This window comes from Methylobacterium sp. P3_A11 (assembly GCF_056403155.1).
This window is the reverse complement of sequence record NZ_JBFUGA010000033.1, coordinates 15,817-28,364: the sequence shown is the minus strand read 5'-3', so window position 1 is coordinate 28,364 and position 12,548 is coordinate 15,817. Positions and strand designations below refer to the sequence as shown.

Here is a 12,548-nt window from a genome sequence, read left to right as displayed (position 1 = left end):
ACGCCGAACCCTGGACGTCCGCGAACCCCCCTCCGCCTGCCGAGACGGACCGAGACGGACCATGGCCGATGCTCCCCCGACCGCTGAGACGCGGCGTGCCGACGAGGCGTCGGCTGGCCCTGCCGGCTCCGTCGGCGAGGTGTTCCTCGCCTTCCTCAAGCTGGGCCTGACCGCGTTCGGCGGCCCCATCGCGCATCTCGGCTACTTCCGCGACGCGCTGGTCACCCGGCGGCGGTGGCTGGACGAGCGCGCCTACGCCGACCTGGTGGCGCTCTGCCAGTTCCTGCCCGGGCCGGCTTCCAGTCAGGTCGGCTTCTCGCTGGGCGTCCTGCGGGGTGGCGGGCTTCTCGGCGGGCTCGCCGCCTGGGCCGGGTTCACCCTCCCGTCGGCCCTGCTGCTGCTCGCCTTCGCGTACGGAGCCGCCGCGCTGTCCGGCCCGGTCGCCGACGGCGCGATCCACGGCCTGAAGCTCGTCGCCGTCGCCGTGGTCGCGCAGGCGGTGTGGGGCATGGCCCGCTCCCTGGCGCCGGACCGGCCGCGCGCCGGCATCGCGGTGGCGGCGCTGTTCCTCACCGTGTTCGTGGCCGGCTCGGTCGGGCAGCTCGCGGCCATCGTCCTCGGGGCCGTCGCCGGCCTCGCCCTCTGCCGCGCGGCGCCGCCGGGTCAAGCCGGGCACCTCGCGTTCCCGGTGTCCCGTCGGGCAGGGGCTGCGGCGCTGATCGCCTTCGCCCTGCTCCTCGTCGTGCCTCACCTCCTCGCCGCCGGCCTGCACGCCCAGTCCCTGGCCCTGTTCGACGCCTTCTATCGCTCCGGCGCCCTGGTGTTCGGCGGCGGCCACGTGGTGCTGCCGCTGCTGCAGGCCGAGGTGGTCGCCCCGGGCTGGGTCGGCCCCGGCACCTTCCTCGCCGGCTACGGCGCCGCCCAGGCCGTGCCCGGCCCGCTGTTCACCTTCGCGGCCTATCTCGGGGCCGTCGCCGGGCCGGCACCCCACGGGGCGGTCGGTTCGGCCATCGCGCTCGTGGCGATCTTTCTCCCGGGGCTGCTGCTGGTCTACGGCATGCTGCCCTACTGGGACGCGTTCCGGACGCGTCCGATGGCCCAGGCGGCCATGCGCGGCACCAATGCGGCGGTGGTCGGCATCCTCGGTTCCGCGCTCTACGAGCCCGTCTGGACCAGTGCCGTCGGCAACCCCCGCGATGTCGCGGTGGCCGTGCTGGCCTTCGTGCTGCTCACGGTCGGTCGGGTCCCGCCGTGGATCGTCGTCGCGCTCACGGCCCTGGGCGGCGTCGCCCTGGCCCTGCTCTGACCGGCCCCGCCGCCAGGATCCAGTCCGCCTTGCCCGATCCGGCCGGGGCTCGAGGCCTGCGATGACGGGGATTGCGGGCCAGGTCGCGGGCCGGGGGCGGCACGCAGTCCCGACTCCGACCGGGAGGCGGCTTCCGAGCGGGCCGATGCCGACCTGTCCGAGGTCGGGCACCGGCGCAGGCCGATCGGCGACCTCGGGGTCGGCGGACCGGGCGAAGGACGAGACCTGTCCCGTCGCGCGCGACGGCGACGGTCAGGGATGCGAGGTGCCCCGCCGGTCGGGTTCCTCGCGCGGCAGCACCTCGTGGAACAGCTCGCGCATCCGCTCGCGCGCCAGGGCGAGGGCCTCGCAGCCCAATACCGTCGCGCGGTAGATCCGCCGCTGGCTGCGGCCGGCCCGTTCCATCCGTGAGGTCAGGTACCCCCGGCGCTCCATGGCGTGCAGCATCGGGTAGAGGGTCCCGGCGCTGAGCGTGTAGCCGTGCCGGCCCAGTTCCGCGATCATCCACTGGCCGTAGAGGTCGCCCTCGGCCGCGTGGTGGAGGATGTGCAGCCGGACGAAGCCAGCCAGGAGATCCTGGTGTTCCATGTGACCAAGGTCGCGGATAACCCGGCGCGAGGAACAGGGCAAAGGTCGTGCGCACCGGGTTCGGCAGGCTCTCGGCCGCGCGCCGGCGGGGCGATGCCGGAGATCCTGCCGTCGCGGAGGACTGTCGGTCAACCGGCCCAGCTCGACGCGCTCTCTGCCTGTGTGGCCGCGGGATGATGGAGGCCTTCCCAGCCGAGCCAGCCCGTGTAGAGGCCGACCAGGACGATCAGGGCGGCCGAGGCGTAGGGCGCCTGGCGGGCGAAACCGCCGAATCCGGACCAGCGCGAGGCGACGTGCCTGACGCTGAGCGCCGCGATGACGCCGGCCGAGACCATCGTGAGCGCCAAGCCGATGCTGAAGCAGACGACGAGCGCGAATCCCAGGCTGAACTGCTTGAGCTGGATGCAGAGGAGCAGGACCGTGATGGCCGCCGGGCACGGGATCAGGCCGCCGGTCAGGCCGAACAGGACGATCTGACCGGTCGTCACCGGCCGGCCCGCGAAGCGGCGGCGGATGTCCTGGGCATGCGCCCTGGCATGGGCGTCGTCCTCGTCGCCCAGGTTCATGTGTCCATGGTCGTGGTCGTGCTCTGCGAAGGCAACCTCATGGGTCTCGGCGCCGGCCGGCCCCTTCAGGTGCAGGCGCGCCGTGAAGGCGTGCGGCTCGGGGACGGTCTCCAGGCTCTCCAGGACGTCGCCCCCGTTCGCGAAGGCGAACGTCTGCCGGCCGCCATCGGGCCGGACCGTCTCGACGGTCATGGTCCCGGGGGCCGGCAGCGCGCCCCCCTCCGCCCGCACCCGCCAGCGCGGCGGCACGCCGTCCTCGAACAGTTCCAGCGTCAGGATTCCGGCTTCGGTCGCGACGCGTCTCGCCTCGTCGTGATGGTGGTGATGGTCGTGGTGCTGCGCGCGCCAGGTGCGCCACGCCATCCAGAGCGCGATGCCGACGATGGCGACCGCGGAGGCGAGCTGGAAGTACGGCTCGCTCGCCGCGCCGCCCCATTCCTGGCCGACGTACTGCCCGCCCAGCGCGATCACCCACACGACCGCCGTGTGCGAGAGCGTGGCCGCGAGCCCCAGCAGCACCGCCTGCGTCACCGTGCCCCGGACCGCGATGATGAAGGCGGCCATCATCGTCTTCGCGTGGCCCGGCTCCAGGCCGTGCAAGGCGCCGAGCAGGATCGCGCTCGGCACGAACAGCCACGCATGCGCGGTCCCCTGCTGCAGCAGGTCAGGCAAGGAGGTCATGGGATCTCGTCACTTGAGGTAGGTCCGCACCACCTCGATCAGCTCGGCCGCGCCCCGGGCGCGCTCGGCGTCCGGCTCGACGTCCGGGTTCACGACGTGGTGGCGGATGTGGTCTTCCATCAGCTCGGCGGTCAGCCCGTTGATGGCCCCGCGCATCGAGGCGACCAGCATCAGGACGTCGGCGCAGCCGAGCTCGGCCTCCAGAGCCCGCTCGACGGCTTCCGCCTGTCCCTTGATCCGGCGCACCCGCGCCAGGAGCTTGGTCTTGTCCTTGATCGTGTGGGCCATCGGGGGCTTCCTCGTCGTCGTGATATATAGGGGGGTACCCTATATGTGTCGAGCGGTTGATGGTCCTCGTGACGTGCGGAGCCCTAACATGAAGAAGGACGACCCCTGCATCGGGGTTTGCCAGTGGGACGGGCGCACCGGCTGGTGCCTCGGTTGCGGCCGCACGGTCCTGGAGATCCGCGCGTGGCGGAAGATGGCGCCCTACAGGAGGACCGCCCTCGTTCGCGACCTGCCGCGGCGGATCCGGCAGATCACCGGCGTACGGGCCGGGACGGGTGCCGACGGGTCCTGAAGACCCTCGTGCGGAGCGGCGGCCGCAATGCGTGACGCGGGCGCCCGTCGGGCCTCGCGCGCACTATCGAGAGCCTGGCGATCGCGATGGACCGGACGTGACGGTGGGAGAGGTGGACGACGACCGCGCGGGTGAGGGCGCCTGCGCGCCACCGCGCTGTCACCCGAGGCAGGCTCCCCCTGCCCTGTCTGACGGCTGCTGCCCCGGGCGGTCGACCCGACGCAGGACCGAAACGCCGGCCGGCCGGACCCCGGCCCGGGTCCTGGGTGCGGACAGGACGTCCGGTCAGGCGCGGACCGGCACCACGGAGCCGCGATAGCGCGTCCGGATGAAGCCCGCGACCTCGGCCGAAGTCAGGAGGTCGACGAGGCGCAGGATGCGCGGATCGCGTGCCAGCACCTCCGTGGTGACGAGGACGTTCGCGTACGGATTGCCGTCCGCCCGTTCCAGCGCCAGGGCGTCCCGGGCCGGCGCCAACCCCGCCTCCAGCGCGGAGTTGCCGTTGATCACCGCGAGCGCCACGTCGTCGAGGGAGCGCGGCACCTGCGCCGCGTCGATCTCGACGAAGCGGAACGCCTTCGGGTTCTCGGCGATGTCGTCGGTTGTCGCCAGGATCCCCTCCCCGCCCGGCCGCAGGCGGATCAGGCCGTTCTCCTGGAGCAGCTTCAGGCTCCGGCTCGCGTTCGACACGTTGTTCGGAAGGGCGATGACGCCTCCCTTGGGCAGGTCGGCCAGCGCCTTGGCGCGTCGACTATAGAGCCCGAGGGGCTCGACATGCACCGTGGCCACCACGGCGAAACGGATCCCCAGCGCGGCTTCCTCGGCCCGCAGGTAGGGCACGTGCTGGAAGAAGTTGGCGTCGGCATCGCCGTCGCGCAGCAGCGCGTTCGGCCGCAGGTCACCGCTGATCTCGATGATCGTCAGGGGAAAGCCGGGGGCAAGGGTCTCGCTCACGAAGCGCAGGATCTCCGCATGGGGCACCGAGGATGCCACGACGCGCAGGGGCGGCCCGGCCGCACGGGCCGCCCCCCCGACAACAAGGCTCAGGGTGCCTGCCAGGACGAGGCGGCGGGACGGGACACGCATGAGGCCGGCCAGATGGTTTGCGCGACAGCGGAGGAGGCCAAGTTTTATTCGATGTGAAGTCAAGATCAAGAAAATGAATGCGTCGATTTTTCCCCTGAACGCAGGCGTAAATCCTGCGGTCGAGCCGACGAGGGGTAGGTTTTTACGGGAGACCATCTTCGCTGAGTCGATCGTCCACTTTGCCCGGACGCTCCCTCGTCGGTGTCCCGTGGGCGTGTGGACGGTCCCGCCGGGTCGATGTCGGGACCCGGCGCCGACGATGCTACAGGAACCGCGGCCGCAGCCGGCCGAGGAGATCCCGGCCCGGGAAGCGGGCGGGCGGCATCCGCAACGCCGGCGCGGGCTCATCCCCCGGAATCGGTCCTTCGGCGAAGCGCGCCCCGGCGGACCAGAACGCGTCCCGGTTGGTGCCGATCATGCCAAGCCCGACGGGCTCGCGCGTTGCCTCGGGCCGCAGCCGCCCCGCGGCCCAGACGCGCTGCCAGCAGCCGCGCTGCGACAGGTCCGCATCCCGCCAGCCGAGCCGCGCGTAGCCGGCCGCCGCGAAGACCCGCGTCCCGGAAAAATCCTCCGGGATCCACACCCAGCTCGAGAACACGTGGACCGCCTCGCTTCGGAAGCCGGCCGGGTCGACCGCCCGGGTGTAGGCGCTCAGCGCTTCCTCCCGGTGGCGGCCGACATGGCGGCGCAGGCGGCCCGGCAGCGCCAGCGCCTGCGGGAAGGCTGTGGCGTCGAGGCGGCTCGGCGCCGCCCCGCGCACGAGCGCGTAGGCGCCGTCCACGAGGTGCATCCAGGGTTCGAGGTCGACCTCCCAGGCCTGCTCCACCGGCGCGAACCGGCGGACCCGTCCCGCGATCAGGCGGTCGGCGACGCGCCGGGCCGGCTCCGGACGCCAGTCCGGTCCGGCCTCGGTGACGCGCAGCAGCGTCGAGGGCCCGTGCGCCCAGACCGCCTCGGCCAAGCGGGCGAAGTCGGCCTCGGCCTCGTCGCGGCCGACCTTGCGCACCAGGATCTTCGAGCCGTCGGCGAGGTCGTCCAGCAGCTTGCCCTTGAGATGGGCCAGCCGGCCGTATTCCCGCTCCAGCAGCAGCTCCGGGGCGATCGAGCCGGCCGGGTGCCCGGTATTCGCCCAGATGTTGTAGGCGCAGCTGTGACAGTAATAGGTGCCGCCCGCGCTCACGGAGAGCCGCAGGTCGCCCGGCACGCCGAAATCCGAGAACCCGCAGCGCAGGCCGCGGATCAGGTCTTCCATCGGCGTGTAGGAGAAGCGCAGCAGGCCGGAGGGCTCGACGCCGCCGTAGCGCTGCACGAACCCGAACTCGCAATTGTCGCCCAGGCTCCGGAAGGCGTGGAGCCGCTCGGCGAGGATCGCCGCCGCATCCCTGATCCCGGTCACTGCATCCGCTCTGTCTCGCCCAGCCCGTCGCGCGCAGATCGCGACGGCGCGGGACATTTGTCCAGTCCCGGCCGCGGCGCGTGCCGCGCCGCGCAGGCGTTCATTGGGTCATCGGCACGTCCAGCCGGAAGCAGGCGCCCCGCCCGGGGGCGGGCGTCGTCAGGCTGCCGCCGAGCTGGCGCGTCAGGCTGCCGATCACCCGCATGCCGAGGCTCTTCGAGACGCGGCCGATCTCGAACCCCGCCGGCAGCCCGACCCCGTCGTCGGCCACCTCGACCACGAGGGTGTCGAGCTGGCGTTCGGCCCGGACCCGGATCTCGCCCCCCTCCGGGTGGGTCGCGGGCGGGTAGGCGTATTTCAGCGCATTGGTCACGAGTTCGTTGACGAGGAGGCCGATCGGGATCGCCCGGTCGGCCGAGATCCGCTGCGGGCAGGCCGTACAGGCGAGACGCAGGCCCGGCGCGCCGCTGTCGAGGTTGGCCACCAGCTTCTCCAGGAAGGGCGCGAGGTCGATTTCGCCCGGGACCCCCTCCCCGTCATCGGCCGTCCCGTCACCCTCCCGCCAGAGCTGGTCGTGGACGCCCGCGATCGCCTCGACCCGGCTGCGCGCGTCCGTCAGGGCCGCCTGCACGGCGGGCTCCTCGGCGGCGCGGGCCTGGAGGGCGAGCAGGCTCGCCACGATGGCGAGGCTGTTCTTGACCCGGTGGCTCATCTCCCGGGCGAGCAGGTCCTGGCGGGCCAGCGCCGCGCGCAGCAGGCTCTCGGTGCGCTGGCGCTCGATGGCGCCGCCGAGCAGGTTGGCGAAGCCCTGCATGAACGCGATGTCGGCCTCCGCGAACATGCCCTCGCGGGTGTCGTCCACCTCCAGCACCCCGAAGGCCCCGTCCCGGTTCTCGATCAGCACGTTGATCGCCCGGCGGATGCCGTGGTCGGCCATGAGCTGCGGCGTGCGGAACCGGGTCTCATCGGCGAGGTGGTTCGAGATCACCGGCCGGCCGGTCTTGAGGGCGAAGCCCGCCGGGGAGGCGAGGTCGGCCCCGACCCGGGCCTTCCCGATCACGTCCGGCCCCCAGCCGACGCCGGCCCGCACCAGCAGCGTGTCCGCACCGCGCCGGTATTCCAGGGCCTTGCAGAACTCGGCGCCCATGCCCTCGGCGCACAGCTCCGCCGCCCGCTGCAGCAGGTGGTCGACATCGGTGCCGCGGAGGGCCTCGACGCCGAACTCCGACAGGATCGCCTGCTGGCGCAGGCGATAGTCGAGGTCGTGGGGTTCCGGTCCACCGGCCATCTCGGGGCTGGGTTCCACTTCGGTCTGGTCGGTGTTCGGCATCATGCGGGCGGCAGAGTAGCAAAAAGGCGGGGCTCGGGCGACGCGCGGCCGCCGCGACGGTCGCACCCGTCGTCGCACCCCTGGCGGCCGCCGGAGCCGTCGCCCCCGCAGGGCGTTCGTCCGTCGAACCCGACCCGGGACCGGTGCGCGAGGACAACCATCATGGCCGACGACGTGAACGCACTCTCCGACAAGGCTCTCTCGATCCTCGCCTTCGCGGCCTATCACCGCCTCGTCAGCGGCGAGAAGGTCACCGCGGTGATCCGCCGGGACGGCGCGGGCCACGAGGCGGATTCGGAGGGCGTCCAGGAGCTGGAAGGGCGCGGCCTCGTGACCGCCGGCGCGACCCAGATCGACCTCGGCGAAACCGCGCAGGCGGCGGTCGAGACGATGGTCGCGGCCCTGCGGGGGGCGGTCGGCCGCTGAGGGCCTGGTCCTCAGCCGTCGACTGGGCGCCTGAAACGGTCAGGCGCGTCGCGACGGCTGCGAAGGCGCGCCGTCGCCGTCTGGCCTGCTGAAAGGCGACCGCGCGTCTCCGTGACAGGAGGCCGATAGCCAAGCGGTCTGGCCGCGTGCCTGCGGCATCCCGGCCGTGGACACCCGGGAACGCCCCTGCCCCGGCCCGCTTGTTCCCGCATCCACGAGGGAGACGCGCATGACCGCCAAGGCGAAGGTGAAGACCGGGGACGATGTCACCTACAAGTGGGGCAAGGGCAGCGTCTCGGGCGAGGTGACCAAGGTCCACACCCAGGACGTCGAGAAGACCATCAAGGGCAACACCGTGAAGCGCGCGGCCTCAAAGGCGGAGCCGGCCGTGGAGATCAAGACCACCAAGGGCAAGACGGTGCTGAAGTCGACTTCGGAAGTGACGGTCAAGTCAGCATAACCGCGCAACCGGCACGGACCGTGAGCTTGCGCACATCGCCTCCCGGTTGAGGCCTCGCCGAGGGCCGGGCGGCGGCTATCTGTAACGGTTCCAGCCTTCAAGCCGGGACCCCCGCATGACCATTCCCCTCAGGCTCACCCTGAACGGGCAGCCGCGCGAGATCGCCCTCGACGATCCACGCGTCACCCTCCTCGACCTCCTGCGCGAGCGCCTCGGCCTGACCGGTGCCAAGAAGGGCTGCGACCGCGGCCAGTGCGGCGCCTGCACGGTTCTGGTGGACGGGCGGCGCATCAACAGCTGCCTGACGCTGGCCGCGAGCCTCGACGGCGCCGAGATCCTGACCATCGAGGGGCTGGCCGAGGGCGACCGGCTCCATCCCGTCCAGGCGGCCTTCATCGCCCATGACGGCTTCCAGTGCGGCTTCTGCACCCCCGGCCAGATCATGAGCGCCGTGGGGCTGATCCGCGAGGGGCAGGCCGGCACCGATCCCGAACGCATCCGCGAGGGCATGAGCGGCAACCTCTGCCGCTGCGGCGCCTATGCGGGCATCTTGGACGCCGTGCAGGACGCGGCTGCCCGGACCTCGGAGCAGCGGGAGGACGCGGCGTGAGGACCTTCGACTACATCCGCCCCGCGAGCGTGCCGGAGGCCGTGGCGGCCGGGCGGCAGCCGGGCACGGCCTATCTCGCCGCCGGGACCAACCTGGTCGACCTGATGAAGGGCGGCGTCGCCACCCCGGAACGGGTCGTCGACATCACCCGCCTGCCCGGCCTCTCGGCTATCGAGCGGCTGCCGGACGGGGCCACACGGGTCGGCGCCCTGGTGCGCAACAGCGACCTCGCCCACGACCCCGCCTTCGCCAAGGCCTACCCGATGGTGGCCGAGGCCCTGCTGGCGGGCGCCTCGGCGCAGCTGCGCAACGCCGCCACGGTCGGCGGCAACCTGATGCAGCGCACCCGCTGCCCGTACTTCACCGACGCGGTCTCGCCCTGCAACAAGCGCGCGCCCGGCTCCGGCTGCGCGGCCCTGGGGCACGCCACCCGCATCCACGCGGTCCAGGGCTGGAGCGCGCACTGCATCGCAACCCACCCGTCCGATTTCTGCGTGCCGCTCGCCGCCCTCGACGCGGTGGTGGAGATCGCCGGGCCGGACGGTGACCGAACGGTGCCGCTCACGGCCTTCCACCACCTGCCCGGCGACCATCCGGAGCGGGAGACCGACCTGCGGCCCGGCGAGTTGATCACCGCCCTGCGGCTGCCCCCGGAGGGCGCCGACTTCCGAGCCCATGCCCGCTACCTCAAGGTCCGCGACCGCACCTCCTACGCCTTCGCGGTGGTGTCGGCGGCCGCCGCCCTGACCCTCGAGGGAGGCCGGATCGGCCGGGCGCGGCTCGCCTTCGGCGGGCTGGCGCTCAAGCCCTGGCGGGTGGCGGAGGCCGAGGCGGCGCTCGCCGGACAGGCGCCCGCCCCCGAGGCCTACGCGAAGGCCGCCGACGCCGCGCTCGCCGGCGCCAAGCCCACCGGCGAAGTCAACGCCTTCAAGATCGAGCTCGCCCGGCGGGTGGCGGTCCGTGCGCTGACCCTGGCCGCCGCCGGGACGCCCGCCCGGATCCCGGCGCTCCCCGCCTCCCCGTTCGGCATCGTCTGACCCTGCCCCCGGTCGGCAGCTCCGGCGCCGTCTTTGCGAGCGGAGCGAAGCAACCCAGGCGGCGCTACGATGCCCGATGTCGCGCTGCCCTGGGTCACTTCGCTCCGCTCGTGATGACGGAGCGGGTCACCGCAACCGAAGGCTTCAACCGGAACCCTCTGAGGAGACCCGCATGACCGCGACCTCCACGCCATCGAACACGCCCGCCTCGAACCTCCCCGCCGGCGCGGTCCGGCACGGCTCCAGCATGGGCCAGCCCCTGACCCGGCGCGACGGTCCCCTCAAGGTGACCGGTCAGGCCCGCTTCTCCGCCGACAACCTGCCCCCCGGGACTCTCCACGCGGCGCTCTGCGTCGCCCGGATCGCGAAGGGCCGCGTCACCGGCCTCGACGTGGCCGCTGCCGAGGCCCATCCGGGTGTCGTCGCGGTGATGCGGCCGGGCCATGCCCCGGCGCTCGCCAAGGACCCGGACGCCAAGGACGGGCCGTTCACGTTCCGCCTCGACCTCCTGCAGAACGACCGGGTCCGCTACGCCAACCAGCCCATCGCGGTGGTGATCGCCGAGACCCTGGAGGCGGCGACCGAAGGCGCCCGGCTGCTCGCCCCGACCTACGCGGCCGAGACGCCGCGGATCGGCCTCGATTCCGGTGAGGCCTTCACGCCGGATTCGGTCGGCGTCGGCGCGCCACCGGTGGAGACCGAGGGCGACGTCGAGGCCGGGCTCGCGGCCGCATCCAGGACGATCGCTGCCACCTACGAGACGCCGGCCCAGTACCACAACGCGATGGAGCCGCACGCGGCGGTGGCCAGCTGGGACGGGGACCGGCTGACGCTGCTCATGCCGACCCAGGCGCTCGCCATGTCGCAGGGGCGGCTCGCCGGCCTGTTCGGCATCCGCCCCGACGACATCCACATCGACAGCCCCTATCTCGGCGGCGGCTTCGGCTCGAAGGGCGTGCCGGCCGGGCCCCAGGTGCTCGCCTGCATGGCGGCCAAGCTCGTCGGCCGACCGGTGAAGCTGGTTCCGACCCGCACCCAGATGTACGGCCCGATGGGCCATCGCGGGCCGACCCGGCAGACGATCCGGCTCGGCGCCGACGCGTCCGGCAAGCTGACCGCCCTCGACCACCACATCCGCACCGCCTCGTCGAGCTTCGACGACTTCTTCGAGCCGGCGGGCCGGGCGACCAGCACCCTCTACGCGAGCCCGGCCATCGCCATCCGGCATGAGGCGGTGCGCCTCGACACCGGCACGCCGCTGTTCATGCGGGCGCCCGGCGAGGCCACCGGCAGCGTCGCCCTGGAGAGCGCGCTGGACGAGATGGCCCACGAACTCGGCATGGACCCGCTGGACTTCCGGCTCGCCAACTACGCCGAGGTCGAGCCGATCACCGGAAAGCCCTTCTCCTCCAAGGCCCTGCGGGAATGCTACCGGCGCGGCGCGGAGGCCTTCGGCTGGGCCGGGCGCCCGCTGCAGCCCCGCCAGACGCGGGACAGGGATGGGTTCCTGGTCGGCACCGGCATGGGGACCGCGACCTTCCCGGCGCTGATCTTCGAGGGGCTGGCCCGGGCCGAGATCCGCGCCGACGGCACCGGCACGGTGGAACTCGGGGCGATCGACATGGGCCAGGGTGCCTGGACGGCGCTGGCCCAGATCGCCGCCGACGGGCTGGGGATCGGGATGGACGCCCTCACCTTCCGGATGGGGTCCTCCGACCTGCCGAATGCCGGCATCGCGGGCGGCTCGGGCCACACCGCCACGGCGGGCGGCGCGGTCCACGCGGCGGCCGGCGACGTGATCCGGCAACTCGCGGAGCTCGCCACCAACGACCCCGCCTCGCCGCTCTACGGGGCGGGCAATGCCGGCGTGACCGCCGCGGGCGGTCACCTGACCCGGCGCGACGATTCGGGCCGGAGCGAGTCGTTCACCGACATCCTCCGGCGGGCCGGCCGGTCCAGCATCGAGGGCCAGGGCAAGGCTGGCGCCGACCCGGCCGCGCAGGCCTCCTACGCCATGCACGCCCACGGCGCGGTCTTCGCCGAGGTGAAGGTCGATCCCGATCTCGGCCAGATCCGGGTGAGCCGCCTCACCGGCGCCTTCGCGGCCGGCCGGGTGATCAACCCGCGCCTCGTCCAGAGCCAGTATTACGGCGGGATGATCTGGGGCCTGTCCTTCGCCCTCCACGAGCGGGCCGAGATGGATCCGCGCACCGGCCGCTTCCTCAACGACAACCTCGCCGAGTATCACGTGCCGGTGAACGCCGACATTCCGGCCCTGGAGGCGATCCTGGTCCACGAGGACGACGCGGTGGTGAACAATCTCGGCGTGAAGGGGGTCGGCGAGATCGGCATCACCGGCACGGTGGGCGCCATCGCCAACGCGGTCTGGCACGCCACCGGCGTGCGGGTCCGCGCGATGCCGATCACCCTCGACAAGCTGCTGGGCTGAGCCAACGGGTCGCTCGCACGCGCCGAACGCGGT

General features: G+C 72.8%; 13 protein-coding genes. 7 read left to right on the top strand and 6 right to left on the bottom strand.

Translation table 11 applies throughout. The annotated features are described in order from the left end of the window. Positions 1 to 61: 61 nt before the first annotated feature. Entirely contained in the window at positions 62 to 1,306 is a 1,245-nt protein-coding gene (gene chrA / locus AC1DXK_RS12735; protein WP_457107332.1) for a chromate efflux transporter, read from the top strand. Between the two features lie 252 nt (positions 1,307 to 1,558). Here the strand turns inward: chrA and AC1DXK_RS12730 are convergent, their stop codons facing one another. The 3 genes from AC1DXK_RS12730 to AC1DXK_RS12720 all read right to left on the bottom strand — a co-directional run bounded on the left by AC1DXK_RS12730 (position 1,559) and on the right by AC1DXK_RS12720 (position 3,429). Continuing rightward, positions 1,559 to 1,894, bottom strand: coding sequence for a PadR family transcriptional regulator (locus tag AC1DXK_RS12730; protein ID WP_477297938.1), 336 nt, complete (start codon positions 1,892 to 1,894; stop codon positions 1,559 to 1,561). A 128-nt stretch (positions 1,895 to 2,022) separates the two neighbouring features. Continuing rightward, entirely contained in the window at positions 2,023 to 3,141 is a 1,119-nt protein-coding gene (locus tag AC1DXK_RS12725) for a nickel/cobalt efflux transporter (RefSeq protein WP_457107334.1), read from the bottom strand. Between the two features lie 9 nt (positions 3,142 to 3,150). Next, positions 3,151 to 3,429: a metal/formaldehyde-sensitive transcriptional repressor gene (locus AC1DXK_RS12720; RefSeq protein ID WP_457107335.1), complete on the bottom strand. Its 279-nt coding sequence runs from the start codon at positions 3,427 to 3,429 to the stop codon at positions 3,151 to 3,153. Positions 3,430 to 3,517: 88 nt separating this feature from the next. Here AC1DXK_RS12720 and AC1DXK_RS12715 point away from each other — a divergent pair, with 88 nt between their 5' ends. Continuing rightward, positions 3,518 to 3,721, top strand: coding sequence for a DUF1289 domain-containing protein (locus AC1DXK_RS12715; RefSeq protein WP_457107336.1), 204 nt, complete (start codon positions 3,518 to 3,520; stop codon positions 3,719 to 3,721). Between the two features lie 285 nt (positions 3,722 to 4,006). Here the strand turns inward: AC1DXK_RS12715 and AC1DXK_RS12710 are convergent, their stop codons facing one another. From AC1DXK_RS12710 to AC1DXK_RS12700, 3 genes are all read right to left on the bottom strand, one after another. Further along, a complete protein-coding gene (locus AC1DXK_RS12710; RefSeq protein WP_457107337.1) occupies positions 4,007 to 4,807 on the bottom strand; it encodes a MetQ/NlpA family ABC transporter substrate-binding protein in 801 nt (266 codons plus the stop codon). Positions 4,808 to 5,069: 262 nt separating this feature from the next. Then, positions 5,070 to 6,203, bottom strand: a complete 1,134-nt coding sequence (locus tag AC1DXK_RS12705; protein ID WP_457107338.1) for a hypothetical protein — start codon at positions 6,201 to 6,203, stop codon at positions 5,070 to 5,072. Between the two features lie 100 nt (positions 6,204 to 6,303). After that, complete coding sequence (locus AC1DXK_RS12700; protein ID WP_457107354.1) at positions 6,304 to 7,533, bottom strand: sensor histidine kinase; 1,230 nt, start codon at positions 7,531 to 7,533, stop codon at positions 6,304 to 6,306. A 162-nt stretch (positions 7,534 to 7,695) separates the two neighbouring features. On the opposite strand from AC1DXK_RS12700, the gene AC1DXK_RS12695 reads away from it, so the two are divergent. The 5 genes from AC1DXK_RS12695 (at position 7,696) to AC1DXK_RS12675 (ending at position 12,515) form a co-directional block, all read left to right on the top strand. Continuing rightward, positions 7,696 to 7,959, top strand: a complete 264-nt coding sequence (locus tag AC1DXK_RS12695) for a hypothetical protein (RefSeq protein ID WP_457107339.1) — start codon at positions 7,696 to 7,698, stop codon at positions 7,957 to 7,959. A 229-nt stretch (positions 7,960 to 8,188) separates the two neighbouring features. Beyond that, positions 8,189 to 8,419, top strand: coding sequence for a hypervirulence associated TUDOR domain-containing protein (locus tag AC1DXK_RS12690; RefSeq protein ID WP_457107340.1), 231 nt, complete (start codon positions 8,189 to 8,191; stop codon positions 8,417 to 8,419). A 115-nt stretch (positions 8,420 to 8,534) separates the two neighbouring features. Next, entirely contained in the window at positions 8,535 to 9,029 is a 495-nt protein-coding gene (locus AC1DXK_RS12685) for a (2Fe-2S)-binding protein (protein ID WP_042673359.1), read from the top strand. Further along, the gene (locus AC1DXK_RS12680; RefSeq protein WP_457107341.1) at positions 9,026 to 10,066 is read left to right on the top strand and encodes an FAD binding domain-containing protein; all 1,041 of its coding nucleotides are present in this window, start codon (positions 9,026 to 9,028) and stop codon (positions 10,064 to 10,066) included. Before AC1DXK_RS12685 ends, AC1DXK_RS12680 begins: the two co-directional genes overlap by 4 nt. 172 nt (positions 10,067 to 10,238) lie before the next feature. Next, positions 10,239 to 12,515: a xanthine dehydrogenase family protein molybdopterin-binding subunit gene (locus tag AC1DXK_RS12675; protein WP_457107342.1), complete on the top strand. Its 2,277-nt coding sequence runs from the start codon at positions 10,239 to 10,241 to the stop codon at positions 12,513 to 12,515. Positions 12,516 to 12,548: the final 33 nt, after the last annotated feature.